This window comes from Streptomyces sp. NPDC028907, from assembly GCF_055564995.1.
On the sequence record NZ_JBVHVE010000027.1, the window covers coordinates 1 to 19,207 of the forward strand.

At 69.4% G+C, this 19,207-nt stretch carries 20 protein-coding genes and 1 rRNA gene; 11 read left to right on the forward strand and 10 right to left on the reverse strand.

Annotated elements, in window-relative coordinates; translation table 11 throughout:
- Nucleotides 1-90, forward strand: a 5S ribosomal RNA gene (gene rrf, locus ACZ4UU_RS43485); the annotation flags it as partial.
- Between the two features lie 47 nt (nt 91-137).
- Here the strand turns inward: rrf and ACZ4UU_RS43490 are convergent.
- Entirely contained in the window at nt 138-815 is a 678-nt protein-coding gene (locus ACZ4UU_RS43490; RefSeq protein ID WP_471908980.1) for a response regulator, read from the reverse strand.
- The gene (locus ACZ4UU_RS43495) at nt 812-2,083 is read right to left on the reverse strand and encodes a sensor histidine kinase (RefSeq protein ID WP_471908981.1); all 1,272 of its coding nucleotides are present in this window, start codon (nt 2,081-2,083) and stop codon (nt 812-814) included. Before ACZ4UU_RS43495 ends, ACZ4UU_RS43490 begins: the two co-directional genes overlap by 4 nt.
- Nucleotides 2,084-2,169: 86 nt before the next feature.
- Between ACZ4UU_RS43495 and ACZ4UU_RS43500 the strand changes: the two genes are divergently transcribed.
- Nucleotides 2,170-2,733: a GNAT family N-acetyltransferase gene (locus ACZ4UU_RS43500; protein ID WP_471908982.1), complete on the forward strand. Its 564-nt coding sequence runs from the start codon at nt 2,170-2,172 to the stop codon at nt 2,731-2,733.
- Between the two features lie 31 nt (nt 2,734-2,764).
- On the opposite strand, the gene ACZ4UU_RS43505 is transcribed toward ACZ4UU_RS43500, so the two are convergent.
- The 6 genes from ACZ4UU_RS43505 to ACZ4UU_RS43530 form a co-directional block, all read right to left on the reverse strand.
- A complete protein-coding gene (locus tag ACZ4UU_RS43505; RefSeq protein ID WP_471908983.1) occupies nt 2,765-4,312 on the reverse strand; it encodes a type IV secretory system conjugative DNA transfer family protein in 1,548 nt (515 codons plus the stop codon).
- Nucleotides 4,313-4,336: 24 nt separating this feature from the next.
- On the reverse strand, nt 4,337-5,752 hold the full coding sequence (locus tag ACZ4UU_RS43510) for an ATP-binding protein (RefSeq protein ID WP_471908984.1): 1,416 nt from the start codon (nt 5,750-5,752) through the stop codon (nt 4,337-4,339).
- Nucleotides 5,753-5,758: 6 nt separating this feature from the next.
- Entirely contained in the window at nt 5,759-7,315 is a 1,557-nt protein-coding gene (locus ACZ4UU_RS43515; RefSeq protein WP_471908985.1) for an SCO6880 family protein, read from the reverse strand.
- Nucleotides 7,312-8,646, reverse strand: coding sequence for a hypothetical protein (locus ACZ4UU_RS43520; protein WP_471908986.1), 1,335 nt, complete (start codon nt 8,644-8,646; stop codon nt 7,312-7,314). The genes ACZ4UU_RS43515 and ACZ4UU_RS43520 overlap by 4 nt, the downstream gene beginning before the upstream one ends.
- Entirely contained in the window at nt 8,636-9,466 is an 831-nt protein-coding gene (locus ACZ4UU_RS43525) for a hypothetical protein (RefSeq protein ID WP_471908987.1), read from the reverse strand. The genes ACZ4UU_RS43520 and ACZ4UU_RS43525 overlap by 11 nt, the downstream gene beginning before the upstream one ends.
- Nucleotides 9,467-9,656: 190 nt before the next feature.
- Nucleotides 9,657-9,965 carry a hypothetical protein gene (locus ACZ4UU_RS43530; protein ID WP_062723864.1) on the reverse strand — a complete coding sequence of 103 codons (309 nt, stop codon included), beginning with the start codon at nt 9,963-9,965 and terminating at the stop codon, nt 9,657-9,659.
- Between the two features lie 466 nt (nt 9,966-10,431).
- Here ACZ4UU_RS43530 and ACZ4UU_RS43535 point away from each other — a divergent pair, with 466 nt between their 5' ends.
- The gene (locus ACZ4UU_RS43535; protein WP_471908988.1) at nt 10,432-10,662 is read left to right on the forward strand and encodes a hypothetical protein; all 231 of its coding nucleotides are present in this window, start codon (nt 10,432-10,434) and stop codon (nt 10,660-10,662) included.
- Between the two features lie 281 nt (nt 10,663-10,943).
- Here ACZ4UU_RS43535 and ACZ4UU_RS43540 read toward each other — a convergent pair whose 3' ends face one another.
- Nucleotides 10,944-11,537 (reverse strand): TetR/AcrR family transcriptional regulator, encoded by a 594-nt coding sequence (locus ACZ4UU_RS43540; protein WP_471908989.1) that lies wholly within the window; start codon nt 11,535-11,537, stop codon nt 10,944-10,946.
- 138 nt (nt 11,538-11,675) lie between these two features.
- Between ACZ4UU_RS43540 and ACZ4UU_RS43545 the strand changes: the two genes are divergently transcribed.
- Nucleotides 11,676-12,629 (forward strand): oxidoreductase, encoded by a 954-nt coding sequence (locus ACZ4UU_RS43545; RefSeq protein WP_471908990.1) that lies wholly within the window; start codon nt 11,676-11,678, stop codon nt 12,627-12,629.
- Nucleotides 12,630-12,721: 92 nt separating this feature from the next.
- Here the strand turns inward: ACZ4UU_RS43545 and ACZ4UU_RS43550 are convergent, their stop codons facing one another.
- Nucleotides 12,722-13,138, reverse strand: coding sequence for a hypothetical protein (locus tag ACZ4UU_RS43550; RefSeq protein ID WP_471908991.1), 417 nt, complete (start codon nt 13,136-13,138; stop codon nt 12,722-12,724).
- A gap of 181 nt (nt 13,139-13,319) precedes the next feature.
- Here ACZ4UU_RS43550 and ACZ4UU_RS43555 point away from each other — a divergent pair, with 181 nt between their 5' ends.
- The 7 genes from ACZ4UU_RS43555 to ACZ4UU_RS43585 all read left to right on the forward strand — a co-directional run bounded on the left by ACZ4UU_RS43555 (nt 13,320) and on the right by ACZ4UU_RS43585 (nt 19,193).
- Nucleotides 13,320-13,445, forward strand: coding sequence for a hypothetical protein (locus ACZ4UU_RS43555; RefSeq protein WP_471908992.1), 126 nt, complete (start codon nt 13,320-13,322; stop codon nt 13,443-13,445).
- A 184-nt stretch (nt 13,446-13,629) separates the two neighbouring features.
- Nucleotides 13,630-14,118, forward strand: a complete 489-nt coding sequence (locus ACZ4UU_RS43560; RefSeq protein WP_471908993.1) for a hypothetical protein — start codon at nt 13,630-13,632, stop codon at nt 14,116-14,118.
- Nucleotides 14,119-14,231: 113 nt separating this feature from the next.
- Nucleotides 14,232-14,573 (forward strand): hypothetical protein, encoded by a 342-nt coding sequence (locus ACZ4UU_RS43565; protein WP_471908994.1) that lies wholly within the window; start codon nt 14,232-14,234, stop codon nt 14,571-14,573.
- Nucleotides 14,574-14,632: 59 nt separating this feature from the next.
- Nucleotides 14,633-15,397 carry a trypsin-like serine peptidase gene (locus ACZ4UU_RS43570; RefSeq protein ID WP_471908995.1) on the forward strand — a complete coding sequence of 255 codons (765 nt, stop codon included), beginning with the start codon at nt 14,633-14,635 and terminating at the stop codon, nt 15,395-15,397.
- 70 nt (nt 15,398-15,467) lie between these two features.
- A complete protein-coding gene (locus tag ACZ4UU_RS43575) occupies nt 15,468-17,231 on the forward strand; it encodes a serine/threonine-protein kinase (protein WP_471908996.1) in 1,764 nt (587 codons plus the stop codon).
- A 99-nt stretch (nt 17,232-17,330) separates the two neighbouring features.
- Entirely contained in the window at nt 17,331-18,275 is a 945-nt protein-coding gene (locus tag ACZ4UU_RS43580) for a C40 family peptidase (protein WP_471909035.1), read from the forward strand.
- A gap of 201 nt (nt 18,276-18,476) precedes the next feature.
- Nucleotides 18,477-19,193: a phosphatase PAP2 family protein gene (locus tag ACZ4UU_RS43585; RefSeq protein WP_471908997.1), complete on the forward strand. Its 717-nt coding sequence runs from the start codon at nt 18,477-18,479 to the stop codon at nt 19,191-19,193.
- Nucleotides 19,194-19,207: the final 14 nt, after the last annotated feature.

Genomic DNA, 19,207 nt, shown 5'->3' on the forward strand with positions numbered 1-19,207 from the left:
CCCGGTTACATTCCGAACCCGGAAGCTAAGCCTTACAGCGCCGATGGTACTGCAGGGGGGACCCTGTGGGAGAGTAGGACGCCGCCGAACAAATTTTAGAAAAGGCCCACACCTTACGGTGTGGGCCTTTTCGCGTTTCAGGAGGGCTGCACCAGGCCCGTGTCGTACGCCAGAATCACCGCTTGAATTCGGTCCCGGGATCCGGTCTTCGCGAGGACGCGGCCCACGTGGGTCTTCACGGTGGACTCGGCCAGGTGGAGGCGCGTGGCTATCTCCGTGTTGGTCCAGCCCTGGCCGATCACCTTGAGGATCTCGCGTTCGCGGTCGGTGAGGGGTGTGAGGCGGGGGTCCGGGGACGTCGAGGCCGGGCTGCCGGCAGGGGAGTTGGCCGGTAGATGGTGGGCGTATGCGTCGAGGAGGCGGCGGGTGAGGCTGGGGGCTACCACCGCGTCGCCCGTGGCCACCGCGCGGATGCCTGAGAGGAGCTCCTCCGGCTGGGCGTCCTTGACGAGGAAGCCGGAGGCTCCCGCGCGGAGGCCGGCGTAGGCGTACTCGTCCAGGTCGAAGGTCGTGAGGATCAGGACCCGGGTGCGGTCGCCGGAGGCGGTGATGCGGCGGGTGGCCTCGATGCCGTCGAGGCCGGGCATGCGGACGTCCATCAGGACCACGTCGGGGCTCAGTTCCGCGGTCATGCGGATCGCCTCACTGCCGTTGGCCGCTTCGCCGAGCACGGTCATGTCGTCCTGGCTTTCCAGGAGCATCCGGAAGCCGAAGCGCTGGAGGGGCTGGTCGTCGGCTATGAGGACGGTGGTCACTGCGGGGATTCCTCCGGGAGGTGCAGGTGGACGCGCCAGCCCTGTTCGGGATGTGGGCGTGGGCCGGCCTCAAGTGTGCCGCCGTACAGCGCGGTTCGCTCGCGCATTCCGGGCAGGCCGCGGCCGCCGGAGGGTTGCGGGGGGTGGGCGGGGCTTGTCCTGCCGGTGTCGGTCACCGTGACGGTGACGGCGCCCTTGGCCTCGTAGGAGAGCTCTATGGCCGCTGTGGTGCCGGGGCCGGCGTGTTTGAGGGTGTTGGTGAGGGCTTCCTGGATGACGCGGTAAACGGTGAGTTGGCGGCCCGGGGGGAGGGTGGGGGTGCCGTGGGTGGTGGTGTGGACGGGGAGGCCCGCGGCTCGTACGCCTTCCAGGAGCTGGGCTATGTCGGTGAGGGTGGGCTGGGGGGTCAGTTCCGGTTGGGGGGCTCGGGGGTGGTCCTCGTCGCGGAGGACGTCGAGCAGGCGGCGTAGTTCACCGAGGGCCTGGCGGCTGGTGGTGGCGATGGCGTGCAGGGCCTGGGTGGCGCGTTCGGGGGACTTGGCGGCCGCGTACTTGCCGCCGTCGGCGAGGCCGGTGATGACGGAGAGGTTGTGGCCGATGATGTCGTGCATCTCGCGGGCGATACGGGCGCGTTCGGCCGCGGCGGCGAGCTGGGCCTGCTGGTCGCGTTCGATCTCCAGGCGGCGGGCGCGGTCCTCGAGGGCCTCGGTGTGGTCGCGGCGGGTGCGGACGGTGATGCCGATGGCTGTCGCCACGACGATGGACATCAGTACGGGGACGATGTCCTGGTCCGGGCTGCCCTGTGGGTGGCGGGCGGCCAGCACGGAGATGGGGGTGAGGATCAGGGCTGTGGCCCACCACAGGTTGCGGTGCGGGCGGCGCAGGGCGAGGTGGAAGACGACCAGGAGTTGGAGCAGGAAGGCTTGGAGGGCGATGCCTGTCCAGGCGTTGACGAGGGCGAAGGGCGTGATGGCGAGGAGCACGGCCCGGGGGTGGGTGCGGCGCAGGAGGAGGGGGACGGAGAGGCCGAGGCTCAGGGTGAGGACGAGCCAGCCCGGGTTGTCGCGGTCGCGGGCCACGTTGAGCCAGCCGCCGCCGTAGTAGTCGATCAGGGCCGCCGTCACCCAGAAGCCGGTCAGGTGCAGGTCCCAGACGAGGGGATGGCGTCGGTCGAAGGCGCGCACCCGTCGGGTGATGCGTTGGACGTGCTGGGTGAGGGGTTCCGGCGCCCGTTCTTGCGGCGCTCGCTCTTGCGTCACGGAGTCCATCGTGCGGGGTTTTCGGCAGGTGGCACAGGGTCCGTAGGCCGTATTTACGGTGAGCGACGTCGTACCCAGGTACTACGGTTGCGGCCATGAGCACCACGAGCCCCGGGGCCTATGTCATCCGGTCGATACGTGCCGACGAGTGGGCCGCCGCGAAGGAGTTGCGGCTTGCCGCGCTGCGGGATCCCATCGCGCCGCTTGCCTTTCTGGAAACCTACGAGCAGGCCGTGGCCCGGCCGGACTCCTTCTGGCAGGAGCGGGCTGCCGACGCCTGCGAGGGGGCCGACCGGGCGCAGCAGATCATTGCCGAGGGGCCGGACGGGGTGTGGGTCGGGACGTTGACCGTGCTGGTCGAGGAGCCGGGGGAGACCGACTGGGCCGGGTCCGTGGTGGAGCGGAAGCAGGGGCATGTCGTCGGTGTGTTCGTACAGCCCGAGGAGCGGGGGAGCGGGCTGACCGATGTGCTGTTCGACGCCGGGCTGGAGTGGGCGTGGTCGCGAGGCGTCGAGCGGGTGCGGCTCATCGTGCACGAGGAGAACGGACGGGCGCAGCGGTTCTACCGGAGGGCCGGGTTCGTGCCGAGCGGGGTGACCGTGTCGCTGGGCGAGGAGCCGGACGACATCGAGTTGGAGTTCGTCATCGAGCGGCCCTGACGAGCCGGCCGCTCGGGGCTGACTCGTCGGTTCAGACCGGGAGTTCGTCGTGCGGCCAGCGGGAGCGGGCCTGTTCCCGGGACCGGAGCAGGGCCAGGGTCGGGATGCCCCGGTCCGCTCCGGTGGCCAGCAGCTCCGGCAGTTGGGGAAGCGGAGCCACGGCGGCGACGTCGTCCAGGACGAGCGTCAGTGGTGGGTCGAGGCGACCGGAGGATGACCGTTCGGCCATGCGCCGGCCGCGCTCGACCACGCTTGCGGCAAGGGCCGTCAGGAGTGGCATGGCGCCCGGGTTGGCTCTGGGGTCCTCGATGGATTCACCCACCACATAAAGCGTGCCCGCTTCGTGGACGAAGGAATCCAAGGTGAGGGCATCAGTTCGGTTTGGGTTGCAGGACTCCCGGATGTTGACCGTGGAGAGCGCCAAGAGGGCTCTGGTGGTCAATTCCTGTGCCATGTCCCGGCGTTCAGGGTGCGCTGTGAGGGCGGCTTCGAGTTCGCCCGCCGCGCCCGGGGCCGCCTTCGGGTTCGTACGGAGGACGCGTACGGCGTCCTGGATCTGGGCGCCCTGGGACCAGCGGTGGACGTGGCGGATCGTGCGGCCGTCGATGGCGGCGGCGTGGAGGTAGCTGCGGAGGAGCGTTTCGGCGGTGTCGCTGACCGCCTGGTCGAGGCGGGAGGTGGGGCGGACCGGGGTCAGGAGGGCGGTGGCTCTGGAGACCGCTGTCTGTTTGTCCTCGCAGCCTGTGGTGGGGGACCAGTGGAGGCGGGACGGGGTGTCGCAGAGGTGGGTGGGGTCGTAGAGGAGGACGGGGCCGAGTTTTGCGCGGGCGTCCTTGGTGTCCTGCCAGAGGGCCGGGTTTGACGTGACTACGAGGGTGGCGCCCTCCGCGTCGTGTACTGCCTGGGTTGCGGTTGATTGGCGGCTTTCCCTTGGGGCTACGACAAGCCTTTCCCAACCACCCACCCGTTCGGGGATCCGAGACGCTCGGGGGTCGGCTCCGGGTGCCGTCGGTTTGCTGAGATCCGTGGGCGTGGTGGCCGTCGTCTGCCGGTCGGCGTCGGAAAGGCCCGTCGGCTGCGGCTGCGGCTGCGGCTGCGGTTCCGGTTCCGTTCTGGGCGCGGGTACGACGTGCGGTGCGACCACATCGTGCGGTGCCCTGGCCTCATGCGGTATCGGCGGCGCTGTCGCCTTCGCCTCGCGCCGCCCCGCCCTGACCGCCCGCCACCGGGCCACTGTGCCCAGCACGAACACGGTCAGCACGATCAGGACCATCAGCTGGCCGATGAACAGCCCCCAGACCAGGCCGTAGCCGGAGAGCTGCTCGCTCGGTGTCTCCGGCCAGGCGCCCGGGATGTCGTTCGGGTGGGCGATCAGGGAGCGCATGGCCAGGGGGGTGCGGGTGAAGGTGACGCCGGAGGGCCAGGAGCCGTGGGCGAGCAGGGCGGCGAGGCCCGTGGCCGTCCAGACCAGCAGGGTCATGCCGAGGAGGAAGGCGAGTATGCCGATGAGCAGGCCGTCGGGGATGCCCCCTTGGCCGTCCCGGTGGTCCCGGTGTGCTCGGCGGTCGTCCGGTCTCACTCTGCCTCCCTGCCCTGCGCCGGCTTATGCCACCGTCGATTCGGAGTCGCCGAGGTGCTGTTCCACGAAGGCCGCCGCCCGTTCCTCCGCCTCCAGTTCGGCGGCGCGCAGGGCGTCGTCGGCCAGGTCGCGGTCGGCGGAGGACTCCGTCATCGCGCGGTCGGTGAAGACCAGGGGGCGTTCCGTCTCGGTGACCAGGTGTTTGACGACCTGGACGTTGCCGTTGACGTCCCAGACCGCGATGCCGGGGGTGAGGGACGGGATGATCTCCACGGCCCAGCGTGGGAGGCCGAGTACGCGGCCCGTGGCCCTGGCCTCGTCGGCCTTCTGGGCGTAGATCGTCCTGGTCGACGCCATTTTTAGGATCGCGGCCGCCTCCTTCGCCGCCGCGCCGTCGACGACGTCGGACAGGTGGTGGACGACGGCGACGAAGGACAGGCCGAGGCGGCGGCCGAACTTCAGCAGGCGCTGGAAGAGCTGGGCCACGAACGGGCTGTTGATGATGTGCCAGGCCTCCTCGACCAGGAAGATGCGCTTCTTCCGGTCGGGGCGGATCCAGGTGTGCTCCAGCCATACGCCCACGATCGCCATCAGGATCGGCATGGCGATCGAGTTGCGGTCGATGTGGGACAAATCGAACACAATGAGCGGCGCGTCGAGGTCGATGCCGACCGTGGTGGGGCCGTCGAACATGCCGCGCAGGTCACCGTCGACCAGGCGGTCCAGCACCAGTGCGACGTCCAGGCCCCAGGCGCGTACGTCGTCTATGGCGACGTTCATCGCCTCGGCCGACTCCGGCTCGGGGTGCCGTAGCTGTTCGACGATGTCGGTGAGGACGGGCTGGCGGTCGAGGATGGTCTCGTTGACGTAGGAGTGCGCGACCTTCAGGGCGAAGCCCGAGCGCTCGTCGAGGCCGTGGCCCATCGCGACCTCGATGATCGTGCGGAGCAGGGCGAGCTGGCCCGTCGTGGTGATCGCGGGGTCGAGCGGGTTGAGGCGGATGCCCATGTCGAGGGCGGCCATCGGGTCCAGGCGGATGGGGGTTATCCCCAGCTCCTGCGCGATGAGGTTCCACTCGCCGACGCCGTCCTCGCCCTGCGCGTCCAGGACGACGACCTGGCGGTCGCGGAAGCGCAGCTGGCGCAGGACGTACGTCTTCTCCAGCGCGGACTTGCCGTTGCCGGACTCGCCGAGGACCAGCCAGTGGGGCGCGGGGAGCTGCTGGCCGTACAGCTGGAAGGGGTCGTAGATGTAGCCCTTCCCGGAGTACACCTCGCGGCCGATGATGACGCCCGAGTCGCCGAGACCGGGGGCGGCGGTCGGGAGGTAGACCGCCTGGGCCTGGCCCGTCGACGTGCGCACCGGGAGCCGGGTCGTCTCGACCTTCCCGAAGAGGAAGGACGTGAAGGCGTCGGTGAGGACGGACAGCGGGTCCCGCATCAGGTCCTACCTCCGAATGCCGGTGGCGAAGGGGAGTGTGTTCACGAATGCCCGGTGGTGCTCGCGGTCGCACCATTCCAGCTTCAGATACGACTTTCCGGCCGACGCCCGGATGGTCCGCTTGTCGCGGGCCAGGGCCTCGGGGGAGCGGGAGGAGACGGTGATGTAGCCGACCAGGTTGACGCCGGCGGCGCCGCTCGCGAGGTCTTCGCCTCGCTGGTCGAGACGGTTGTGGGCGGCGATGTCGCGCGGGTCGACGGTGCGGTTCATCTTGGCGGCGCGGCTGGCCTCCGCCTCGTCGTTGGTCTTCTCGGTCAGCATGCGTTCGATGGCGACCTCGGTGGGTTCGAGGTCCATCGTCACGGCGACCGTTCGGATGACGTCCGGGGTGTGGACGAGGAGCGGCGCCAGGAAGTTGACGCCGACCGGGGTCATCGGCCACTCCTTCACCCAGGCGGTGGCGTGGCACCAGGGCGCGCGAGTGGACGACTCCCGGGTCTTGGCCTGCAGGAACGTGGGCTCCATGGCGTCCAGTTCGGCCGGCCAGGCGTTGCGCTTCGTCATCGCCTGGATGTGGTCGATCGGGTGGTCCGGGTCGTACATGGAGTGGATGAGGGAGGCGAGGCGGCCCTGGCCGAGGGGCTGGCGTACGCGGATGTCGGCCTCCTGGAGGCGCGAGCAGATGTCGGTCAGCTCGCGGGCCATGACGACCGCGAGACCCGCGTCCCGGTCGACCTTGCCGCCGTGCGGGCGGGCCGCGCGGGCCATCGCCTGGGCCTCGGCGGCCAGTTCGCGGGTGAAGTGCATACAGGCGACGAGGTACGCGCGGTGCTGCTCGCTGCTCGTCGACACCATGGACTGGAGCTGGTCGTACGACTGCTGGAGCCATCCCAGGGCCCGGTCGTCGCCTCGTTGGGCGACGTCCTTGGCGTGGGCGTCCGGGTCGGCGGGGAGGGTGCGGGCGAGCATCTGGAGGCGGGTGACGAAGCCGTCGCCGTTGGCGACATGCTTCAGCAGGGTGCCGAAGCGGTCGACGAGGGCTTCCTGGTCCTCGGAGTCGCGCAGGCCGACGCCGGGGCCCTCGATCTCGATGGCGGCCGTGACGGTGCGCCGGTCCGCGTGGAGCAGTACAGCGATCTCGTCGGGCCCGAAGGGGGCGGCCAGCCAGGTGATGCGGCCGATGCCAGGCGGCGGGCCGACCTCGACCTCGCGGCCGTCGAGGTGGGTGCCGGCCTCGACGGCGCCGGAGCGGTAAGCGGTGCCCCGGCGCAGGGTGCGCTTGTAGCTGCGGTTGATCTCGAACCACTTGTAGAAGGTCCGGTGCTTGTACGGCACGTAGACCGCGGCCAGCGCGATCAGCGGGAAGCCCATCAGCAGCACGATGCGCAGGGACAGGACGGGGACGAGGAGCCCGCACATCATGCCGAGGAACGCGCCCCCGATGATCAGCGTGATCTCGCCGGTCTCGCGGTTGCGGCCGACGATCGCGTTCGGCCGGGCGCGGCCGATCAGATATGAACGGCGGGGCGTGACCGCGTGGGACACGTGGGACTCGGTCGTCAACGCCCGTCACCTCCTGAACGATTGCTGTTGCGGGTGTTGCTGGCGTGGGGGGTGCTCACCGGGCTGCCCGAGCGGGGTGCGGGTGCGGCGGAGGGGACAGATCCGCCGCCCCCGTTCGAGGCGCGTGAGCTGTGCGCGGCGACGCCGCCGGAGGCGGGGTTGGAGGGACGGGCGCCGGAGCCGCCCTGGCCCGATCCGCCCTGGTTGTCCGCGCGGGAGCTGTGGGTCTTGATGCCCTGGGCGACGAGGGTCGCCGGGGAGCTGATCACGGCGGCGGCCTTGCCTTCGGCGCCGCGCATGATGCGGTTGTTGCGGGAGCCGGCGAGTTCGTCGCCGAAGCCGGGCACGAAGCGGTAGATCATCGCGCTCGCGAAGATGGCGAGCAGGATGATGGCCAGGCCGGAGACGACGGCCGAGAAGGCGTTCGGGCCGTCGTCGGCGGACAGGGCGCCGGCCAGGCCGAGCACTATGACGATGACCGGCTTCACGAGGATGACGGCGATCATGATGCCCGCCCAGCGGCGGACGTGGCCCCACAGGTTCTTGTCGACCAGTCCCGCGTAGACGACGGTGCCGAGGAGAGCGCCGACGTAGAGCAGGGCGGCTCGGATGACGAGCTCCAGCCAGAGGACGCCCGCGGCGAGGATGGAGACCAGGGACACCACGATCAGCATGATCGGGCCGCCGCCGATGTCCTGGCCCTTCTCCAGGGCGCCGGAGAACGTGCCGAAGAACGTGTCCGTCTGGTCGCCCGTCGTCTTCGCGAGGACGTCCGTGACGCCGTCGGTGGCCGATACGACGGTGTAGAGGATCAGCGGGGTGAACGCCGACGCCAGCACCGTCAGCCAGAGGAAGCCGATGGCCTCGGAGATGGCGGTGCTGAGGGGGACTCCTCGGACGGCTCGCTTGGCGACGGCCAGGAGCCAGAGGAGGAGGGTCAGGATCGTCGACGCCGCGAAGACGACGGCGTACTGCTGGAGGAACTTGGGGTTCGTGAAGTCGACGTTGGCGGTCTCCTTCACGGCCTCGCTGAGCTTGTCGACGGTCCAGGCGGCGGCTTCGGCGCAGCCCTTGGCGAGGGAGGAGAGGGGGTCGAGGGTGGCGGTGGGGTCGTCGAGGGTGGAGCCGCCGCCCGTGCCGCCGGTGCCGCCGTTGTCCTTTTCGCAGTACTTCTTGGCCTCGCCGACGATGAGGTCGCAGGGGTTGTTGCTGCCCGTCGGCGTGGGGGTGGGCGTGGGTGCGGCGACGGCACGTGTGGCCAGCAGGACTGTGCCGGCCTGTACGGCGGCGAAGGCCGCGGTGAGCTTGAGGAAGCGGCGGTTAGCGCGCATACGTGAACCCTCCGTACTCCTCGATGGCCTTGCTGATCTCGTCGGAGGCGGCGGCTCTGTCGTCCCCGGGGACCGGGGCGGGGCCGTCCTTCTGGGAGTCCGCGACGATCTTCCAGTCGCCGTTGGTCCACCGCAGGTCGAACGTCCAGGTCTTCCACGTCGAGGAGACGGGGTCGGTCGACTTCTCCCCCGACATGCCGATGAGGCCCATGTACCAGACCGCGACCTTGGCGCTGTCGCCGTCGTAGTGCTGGGTCGTCGTGCCCACCGGGACCACGCGGGAGACGAAGGTGCTGCCCTCCGGCGGGTTGCCGTTCTCGTCCAGCCCGAGCTTGCTGAGGAAGTCGGTCGAGTAGGCCTGGTCCATCGGGCCCTTCAGCTTGGCCGCGGCGTCGGAGGTGTAGAGGGTGTCGACGATGGCATGCCGGGTGTCCGTCCGGAACATGCCGGTCGAGCCGAGCGCCACCGAGTAGTTCGCAGCTGCCGACTGCGCCCCCTGCTCGTCGTGAGCGAACTTCGCGGGAATCCCCGCCGCCTTCCCGTCCACCGGCCGCGTCCCACTCGCCGCCGTAGTCGACGATTTCGGCTGGTTTTCGTCCCCCGCCGAGGAACCGGAGTCATCGCCTCCACGGTTCGCGAAGGCGATCGCGGCGATGAGGAGGACGACCACGCCGACGACGGTGACCAGGCTGCGGGAGGAGGAACGGCCGCCTCGCCGCGCGCCGCCGTACACGTCACCGCCGCTGTCGGGCAGCCGTGTGCGGGTCTGGCCCGTGCCTCCGTATTCGCCGGAGGACTCCCGCTCGTCTCCGAGACTCATTCCGCGTACGCCCCCTCGACGTCGGACGGACACACGTAGGAGTACGACGGTAGCCGTGCTGGTTCCCGCATGGGCGCGGTGTGGTGACTCGACATCAGGGAAACGCAACCTCAGCCGGTGGGCACGACGGGATGGGTGGGGGACGAGGGTGACCGGGAGTGCCCGGAGCGGGCGGGCGGGGCGGAGCCGGCTAGACGGCCATGCCGTACACGATGGTGAACAGCGTGCCCAGTGAGCCGATGATGAAGACGCCCGTCAGACCGGCGATGATCAGCCCCTTGCCCTGCTCGGCGCTGAAGGTGTCGCGCAGGGCGGTCGCGCCGATGCGCTGTTTGGCCGCGCCCCAGATGGCGATGCCGAGGCAGAGCAGGATGGCGACAGCCATGACGACCTGGATCATCGTCTTCGCTTCGTTCCCCAGTGCGCCGAAGGGACCCCAGTCCGGAGCGATCCCGCCGATGATGGTGTTGATGTCGCCCTTATCGGCCGCAAAGAGCATGTAAGTCACCGCCCCTGTTGGGTAGTTCCGCAGTCCCCCTGCGGTGCGCAGAGGTCAGGCCTCATTCTCGCCGACAATGGCGCTGTCGTATGTCGACTTGGCGTCATTGATGGGCGGGATTCGTACGAATACCTCGTATGGTCACTCTGTGTATCACGGCAGGTCACGCCGGGCAATGAGGCCTGAGCGGAACCTGTCGTGTGGTTGCGTCGTTAAGCCTCTTCACGCCGGGTGCCGTTTCTGACGGCCGGTCGGGTGAGGGGTCGTGCCGGTGTTCTGCGGGTGAGGGTATCCGGCTGTGGTGAACGGGCGTCGGTGGGGTGTGTGAGCTGACGGTCCGACAGGGGCGGGGGTCAGGCGGGGGTTTCGGGGGACGGAGGCAGGGGGTCGACGGCTGGGGCCCCTTCGACGGGCCGCCGGATCTCGCGAGCGGTGTGCATGAATACCTGCGGGGCGGGAGCGCTGCGTGACCGCCCCGGTCCATCTTGCCGTGGCCGACACCAGCGTCCTGCTCGCCGCCTTCAATCGCCGTGACCGGCGGCACCAGGATGGGATCGACGCTTTCGGGACGGCCAGGATCCCCGTCCTGTCCCCGCTCGTTCCCGCTGAGCTGGACTACCTCCTGCATCAGCAGGCCTCGGAGAAGGAAGCCGTAGAGGCGGTATGCCGCCTGCGTGCGCTTGTCTCCGCTGGATAGGCACGCGTACCAGCCGTGGACGCGAAACTTCTTGGGGAAGCGGAGAAGATCCAGCGTGACTACATGGGGCAGGCCGCAGATCGGTCTGACCGATGCCGTCAACGCGTGCCTCGCCTGGCGTCTTCAACGGCCGACGGTTCTGTCGTTCGACAACCACTACCGGGTCATCGCCCCGCGGCGCTCGGGTGAGCGTGCGCTGGATGTCCGGCCTTGATCGAATACGGACCTCGGCCGCGCCGGGCACGGCGCCAAAGCTGATCGTCAGCAGGGCTCAGCAGGGCTCAGCGGGGCTTCAGCCCGTGCAGCAGATGGTGCACCAGGCCCTCCACGCCCGCCAGCGCGGCCTCCGGCGTCAGCCAGCCGGCGGAGATGAAGGCGGCCACGCCGTGCAGGGCGGCGCCGGTGACGAGGTTGAGCTCCTCCGGGTCGCCGTCGATGATCTCGCCCCTCTGCTGGGCGTCCGCCAGAACCCGTACGAGGCTCCCCACCGTCTCCTCGACCGCTGCGGCCATCTGCTCGGAGGCGTCCGGCTCGTGCTTGCGGGCGTACATCAGCTCCAGCAGCGCGGCGTTGTCGATGGCGAAGCCGAGGTAGGCCCGGGCGAGGGCGGTGAGGCGCGGCTCCAGGGGGAGCGCGGGGTCCTCGGCGGCGCTCAGTGCCTGGGCGAGCCGCTCGTACCCGGCCAGGGCCAGGGCGTTGAGCAGGGCCTGCTTGTCCTTGAAGTGTCGGCCGGGGGCGGCGTGGCTGACGCCGACCTCGCGGGCCAGTTCGCGCAGCGAGAGGGCGGCGGCGCCCTTGTCACGCAGGGTGCGTTCCGCTGCGGCGAGCAGGGCGGCGCGCAGATCTCCGTGGTGGTAGGGGCGGGTCTCGGGCATGGGCTCATCGTAGCTTGATGTTGGCGGTGCCATCTTTGTTGGCGCCGCCATCATTGTTGTCATTGACAGCATTGTTGTCGGCGCCTACATTCGAGGCATGGCTGCGGTGCGGATCACGCCGCAGGGTCGAATGAGGAGATGACCGAGATGGCCAAACAGACATGGGACGCCACGAGCCTCCCCGACCTCGCCGGCCGCACCGCCGTCGTCACCGGCGCCAACAGCGGGATCGGCCTCCGGGCGGCTGACGCGCTGGCGCGGGTGGGCGCGCACGTCGTGTTCGCCGTACGGGATCCGGAGCGTGGGCGGGCGGCGGCCGCGACGGTGAACGGCAGCACGGAGGTGCGGCGCCTGGATCTGGCGGATCTGTCGTCCGTGCGGGAGTTCGCGGACGCGTGGCAGGGACGGCCGCTGGATCTGCTGATCAACAACGCCGGCGTGATGATGGTGCCGGAGCAGCGGACGGCGGACGGCTTCGAGATGCAGTTCGGCACGAACCATCTGGGCCACTTCGCGCTGACGAACCTGCTCCTGCCGTACGTCACCGACCGGGTCGTGACCTTGTCGTCCGGTGCGCACCGGTGGTTCAACGCCCGGATCCGCTTCGAGGACCTGAACTGGACGTCCGGCTATGACCCGAACCGCGCGTACGCCCAGTCGAAGCTGGCCAACCTGCTGTTCACGCTGGAACTCCAGCGCCGTCTGACGGCGTCCGGCTCCCCGGTCCGCGCCCTGGCCGCGCACCCCGGCTATGCCGCGACCAACCTGCAGAGCCACGCGGGGAGTGCGGTGATGCGTGGGTTCATGAAGATCGGCAACCGGTTCTTCGCCCAGGACGACCGGGCGGGCGCGCTGCCGACGCTGTACGCCGCGACACAGGACCTGCCCGGCGCGAGCTACGTCGGACCCGACGGGTTGGGCGAGATGCGGGGTGGGCCGACGTTGGTGGGGCGGTCTGTGGCGGCGAGTGACGCGGGGGTGGCGCGGCGGTTGTGGACGGTTTCGGAGGAACTGACGGGGGTTGGCCGGCCGTTGGGGGAGGCTGAGGTCGGGGGCGGGGGTGGCGTCGACCGGGTGGCGGTCGAGCGGTAGGGCGACCTGGCCGGCTCGGAGCACCGGCCAGGGCCGACCAGGTCAGGGCCCCGGTCGGGTCAGGACCAGGGCTGGGGCAGGGTTCGGTCAGGTCAGGACTCCGGCTGGGTCACCGTAAGGGCCCAGCGGATGTTGTCCGCCGACGCGTCGACGCCGATCACGAAGGACCCGGGGCGGACCACGCCGGGATCCATGGTGACGGAGCCCACTCCGGCCTCGTCGGCCGGACAGTCGACAGAGAACGCGGCGATCTGCGACTCCTGCGACATCGTCACCCGTACGTCGCCGCCGCCCTCGCACGCCACGGTGAGCACGGTCGGCAGTCTGTCCCATGCGCCACCGGACGCGACGCCTCCGTCTCCGGTGTGCTCCGGCACCCACACCAGACCCTCCGGGCCGGGATGGGGCAGCAGGACATCGGTCGACGCGGTGGCGGGTGCCGCCCCCAGGCCGGTCAGTCCGCAGGCCGCCAGTGCCGTCATGGCCAGGGCGCGGCTGGTTCGTCTCACGTTCGTTCCCCCTGAAGTCGTAAGCCAGCTCGGTCAGTTGAGTCGGCCGAGCCAGCCGAGTCAGCCGAGTCAGCCGAGTCAGCTGTGTGGTCGGGGCACAGTTTGCCGTCGCGGACTGGGCTGTGCCTGAGTATGCGTACTCAGGTGGGTGGTCGGAGCCGGGGATGGTGGATCGATCGGGATGGCGAAGGTGCCGGCCGCGCCGGGCGCGTCGATGCCGAGCCTGCTCGGAGTGTTCGCGACGGAGTGGTACATCCGGCAGGGCCCGGTCTCCGGTGTGCCGCCGCAGACGGAACTGACCTGCTGAGGTCCGGCGGTTGGGCTCCGGGTGATTGTCAGTGGGGTGGCCTATGGTGAAAAACGCGTCAGGACGACCTTAGTTGTTCTTGGTTGACGGCGTGCGATCGGCGATGAAACGGTGAAACGGCGTCATCGACGATGCGTTTCACACCAACTCCCCGCTGACCACGGGGAGAACACGAGGGGAACACATGCTTCGCAACACTTCTGTCAAGACGGCGCTGTGTGGCGCTGTCGCCATTTCGGCACTGGTAATGCCTGCCGCCGGTTCCGCTTACGCGGATTCTCCGGCGTCGTCCTCGGAATCCGCGGCCGCTGCGAAGGCCGCCTCCGTACGGGCCGACAGCTTTGACGCCAAGTGCAGGAGTCACAGCCGGAACTACGTTCTGAAGAAGTACTACCGCGGGCCCCAGTTCTTCACCCTGCGCTGTGGTACCAGCACGTGGGGCTGGAAGCACATCAAGGCGCGGCACGGCTGGAACAGCACGATGGACCGGAAGATCGACGCCGCCATATGGTCCGGGGATCCCAACGGCCGCGGCGGTTACTCCACCTACGCCAACCAGTGCCCACGGGTGGAGAAGTTCCGCACCATCATTGGTACCCCGGCGGGGACCAACGACCTGCTGACGGCCTACAAGGTGGACCAGAGGGCCGCTGCGGCCGCTGTTCGCTGCTAGTCGTAGGGGCGGCGAGGTCGGGGGCAGGGCGAGGTCGGGGCCGGGGTCGGGGCGTGGGCCGAGGCGGAAGCGTGATGAAGGCGATGAAGGGCGATGAAGGGCGATGAGTTTCCGTGGAGGAACAGACACCGGCTGAGCAGATCCTCAGTCGCTCGTATGCCACGGCGGACGGAATTCGTTTCGACGTAAACAAAATGTCGGTCGAGCACCGTCCGGACCGCAGCGCGCTATTCACGTACTGGCTGACTGTGGGCCGCCAGGGCCACCCGGACGAGCATTGGGTGGTCACTCTGCCCTGGGAGGACAAATCCTGGGCGGATGTACTCACCTCGCCCGCGCCCCCTCCCGACCGAATGCGGCAGCTCGTGCATCTCGTCCATGCCCATTTGGAGGAGTGGTGGGAAACGAAGGGTTACAACCGGAGGTCGGCGAAGATGGGCCGACGACTTCCCTGACCCTCTTCGTCCCGGCAGCCTGACTCTTTTCTCACCTTCATGGGGAACGGTGGGATCCGATGAAACGCACCTCACATTCCGCCCTCCAGGCCGTCGCCGTTCTGTTCGCCGTCGCCTCCGTCACCTCGGCCTCGGGCGCGGCCGCCGACGACGGGGCGGGCCCCTTCGGCGTCACCACCGTCGCCGCGGCCACTCTGCGGACGGCTCGTGTCGGGGCCTTGTTCGCGGGCGGCCGGCGCTTCTGCACCGCCTCCGTCGTGCACAGTCCGCGGCACGACCTCCTCGTCACCGCGGCGCACTGCCTGGACCGGACCGGGGACGCGGACATCGAGTTCGTGCCCGGGTACCGGAACGGGAAGGCGCCGTACGGGGTGTGGAAACTCGGGCGGCGGTTTCTGCCGGAGGGGTGGGTGCACGGGCGGGACGAGGACAGTGACGTGGCGTTCGCGGTGGTGGCTGCGGGGCGGGATGGGAAGGGCGGCCGGGTCGAGGACGTCGTCGGTGGCAACCGGTTCGTCGCGGGGATGGCCACCGGGGCCACGGCGGTGACCGTGACCGGGTACCCCAACGCCCGGCAGGCCCCGATCGTGTGCACCGACAAGCCGACGCCGCACAGTCGTCTCCAGCAGCGCGTCGAGTGTCCCGGCTTCAGCGGCGGGACCAGCGGCAGTCCCTGGGTCAACGGGGACGGGGAGGTCGTGGGCGTGCTCGGCGGACATGACGGGGGTGGGGCCACTGCTGACGTGTCGTTCAGTGTGGTGTTCGGGGTGGAGGCGGAGCAGTTGTATCGGGAGGCGGAGCGGGGGGAGAGAACGGGGGACTAGAGGAACGGGGGTGAGGTGGAGGGGGAACGAGGGCCCCCGGTGAACTGATCTCTGTGGCAAGGTCAGTTCAGTGGACGCACTGAAGGATCGGGATCCGGCGCACATAGGCGCCTACACGCTGCTCGCTCGGCTCGGGGCGGGCGGTATGGGACAGGTCTATCTCGCTCGGTCGCCGGGTGGGCGGCTGGTCGCGATCAAGGTGATCCGGGACGAGATCACGGATCATCCGGAGGCGTTGGCGCGGTTTCGGCGTGAGGTCGAGACGGTGCGGGCGGTGCGTAGTGCGTATACGGCCAACCTGATCGATGCGTCGCTGGATGCGGCGCCGTACTGGCTGGCTACCGAGTATGTTTCGGGGCCGACATTGGGTCGGGCGGTGGGGGAGCGGGGGGCGTTCCCGGCCGACAGTGCCCGGCGGCTGTTCGCGGGTCTGGCGGAGGCGCTGGCGAGTGTGCACGGCTACGGAGTGACGCACCGGGACCTCAAACCGCAGAACGTGATCCTCTCTCCGCAGGGGCCGCAGCTCATCGACTTCGGGATCGCCCGCGGTGCGGCCGACACCGCTCTGACGCAGACCGGCCTCGCTCCGGGTACGCCCGGGTACACCGCACCCGAGGTGCTGATCAGCAATCAGGTCGGCCCGGCGGCGGATGTGTTCGCACTGGGCGCGACCCTCGCGTATGCCGCGACCGGTCGGCCGCCGTTCGGCTCCGGACCCACGCACGCGGTGTCGTATCGCGTGGTGCACGAGGACATCGACGTCGACGGCGTCGTTCCCGAACTGGCCGAGCTGATACGGGAGTGCGTGGCGAAGGACCCTGTGCGGCGGCCTGGGCTCGACGCCGTCGTCACCCGCTGCGCGGTGTCCTCCGCGCTGGCCGAGGACCCGTTCTACGGGCGGCTCAGCAGCGATGCCGAGGCCGTGCCCCAGGACCTCGGGGCGGCGGTGGCGGCCGGGCTGGTGCCGCCGGGGCACGGGGCGCCGACGCCGCCGGCGTATCCGCCGACCGCGGGGCCCGGCTATGTGCCGACGGCCGTTCCGGCGTACGTACCGACGCTCGCGCCGTCGGCGCCGACGGCCGTACCGGAGAAGGGCCGGTCGCGTCGTACGCCCTGGATCGTGGCCCTCGCCGTCGCGGTGGTGGTGGGGACGGCGTCCGCTGTGACCCTGCGGATGCTGGACGGGCAGGGAGAGGAGGGCAGCGGGTCGCAGGCGCAGGGCGACGGGTCGTCGGCTTCGTCGTCACCGTCCGGAAGTGACGCGTCCGCGTCGACGAAAGTCCCGGACCATATCGTGAACAACAGAAGATCCGTCGACAACTGGACTCTTTCCAAGGACCCGTTCGAGGCGGAGGCGGGGCGCGGTGAGTGCAAGCAGGTGGGCGCGGCCCAAGCGCCGATGGAGCTTCAGTACAGCGCGACCGACGCCGATGGCGCCGACGGCGGGAACGTCCGGCAGCGGGCGAAGATCTCCTTCCGCTTCAAGTACGCGGACGCGCAGACCAAGAAGCCCGATCCCTACTACGTCTCGGTCGGTGTGAAGTCGCCGCACGACATCGATCTGGACACGGGCATGCCGAACAAGTCCCCGAACCTGGGCGTCGGCTACACGAGCAAGCCGCAGGACATCTTCAAGCACTGGAAGGACGGAGGGTTCGTCGACCTGGTGTACCCGGACGACTTCCAGGGGCACTCGGCGGACGGCGACACCTACGAGGCCATTCCCGTCACCAACGACCCAGGTGACTGGACGGTCGTCTTCTACCACGTCAACGGCAGCCCGACGGATTACGAGAGCATCGGTTGCGACGGCTTCCACGTGGGAAGCTCCTAAACTGGCGCGAGCGGAATCCTGTCAGGCGAGGGGCGATTGACGGTGCGTAAGGCATGGATCGTGGCGGGCGCCGCTGTCGCGGCGGGGCTCAGCTTCGTGATGCTGCTCGTCGTCGGGGTCTACGTCGTCGCCGGAAACCTCGCGGGCGGCGTGGGCGGAGCGTCCAAGTCGCTGGCCAAGGGGGCCGTGCCAGCCGCATACTCGGCGCTCGTGCAGAAGTGGGGCAACCTGTGTCCCGCCATCAACCCCGCCTTGCTCGCCGCCCAGCTGTATCAGGAGAGTGGGTTCAACCCGAAGGCCCAGAGCCCGGCGGCGGCGCAGGGCATCGCGCAGTTCATTCCTGGGACGTGGGCCACGCACGGGCTGGACGGCGACGGGGACGGCGACCGCGACGTATGGGACCCGAATGACGCGATTCCGTCGGCTGCGTCCTACGACTGCAAGCTCGCCTCCTATGTGAAGGACGTACCGGGCGACCCGACGAAGAACATGCTCGCGTCCTACAACGCGGGGGCGTACGCGGTCATCAAGTACGGGGGTGTGCCGCCGTACAAGGAGACCCAGAACTACGTGAAGACGATCACGACTCTGGAGCAGAGCTTCGCCGCGCCGGTCAGCAGGGTTGACCCCTCCAAACAAGCCGCCGGCGCCATCTACTACGCCCAGAAGAAGCTGGGCACGCCCTATCTCTGGGGTGGGGAGGGCAGTGCCGCGGACGGTGGGCGGTTCGACTGTTCGGGGTTGACTCAGGCCGCGTACGAGACGGTGGGGATCTCGTTGCCGCGGGTGGCCAACGATCAGTACAACGCGGGGCCGCATCCGGACAGGGACGAGTTGTTGCCGGGGGATCTGGTGTTCTTCTCGGACGACCTCACCAACTCACGGGCCATCCGGCATGTCGGGATTTATGTGGGTGGCGGGTACATGATCGACGCGCCGAGAACGGGTGCTGTGATCCGGTTCGACCCGATCGACACCCCGGACTACTTCGGAGCCACCCGGGTGACCGAAGATGGCGCGAAAGCGCTGCCCACGACCGTGTAGACGGAGCGTGAACCCACCCCCTGAGCTGCGGTGATGGGTCTCTCTTCGATAACGTCTGAGTGATCATTCAGTGGAGTGTGGAACGTATCAACAGGGGCCGTGCGTTCCTGGTGACGTAGCCGGATCTACAACCACGGGGGTGGGCGGAGCGGCGTACGCAAGTTGCGCCGAGCCAAGAGACGACGAAGGGGCCGCAGCATCATGGCTGGACTCGCAGATTCCGGGTCGAACCCCGACGTCGACCTGCTCTTCGACGTCAATGGCCTGGCCAAGGACGCCCCGCACTGGTTCGACCGGGTCATGGAGTACGTCGGTGAGTACGGGGTCGTGCTCGCCCTGGTGCTGCTCGTCGTGTGGTGCTGGTGGTCGGTGCGACGCCGGGGCGACGAGGACGCCGCCTCGTCCGTCGCCGCGCTCGTGTGGGCGCCGCTGGCCGCGGGGATCGCGGTCCTGGTGAACGTGCCGATCCGCGGGTTCGTCGAGCGGCCACGGCCGTTCCTCGATCACCAGGGGCTCGAGGTCCTGGTGAGCGGCAAGACCGACTACTCCTTCGTGAGCGACCACGCGACGATCGTCATGGCCCTCGGCGTCGGGCTGTTCGTCGCCAACCGGAAGTTCGGGCTGGTCGGGATCGGGCTCGCGCTGCTCGGCGGGTTCTGCCGGGTCTACATGGGCGTGCACTATCCGACCGATGTCGTGGGCGGGTTCGCGCTCGGTACCGCTGTCGCGCTGCTGCTGTCGCCGCTGGCCATGGCTCTGCTGACGCCCGTGATGTCCGCCATCGAGCGGTCGCCCAGGGGCGGGTGGCTGATCAAAGCGCGGGGAGGCTCCCGCGAGGGCGGGCAGAAGGCCGTGATTCCGGGTGCCCGGAAAGAGGCCGCGGGCGCGGGCGCCGAGGAGCGGGACCTCGCGGCCTAGTCCCTGACCGGGGG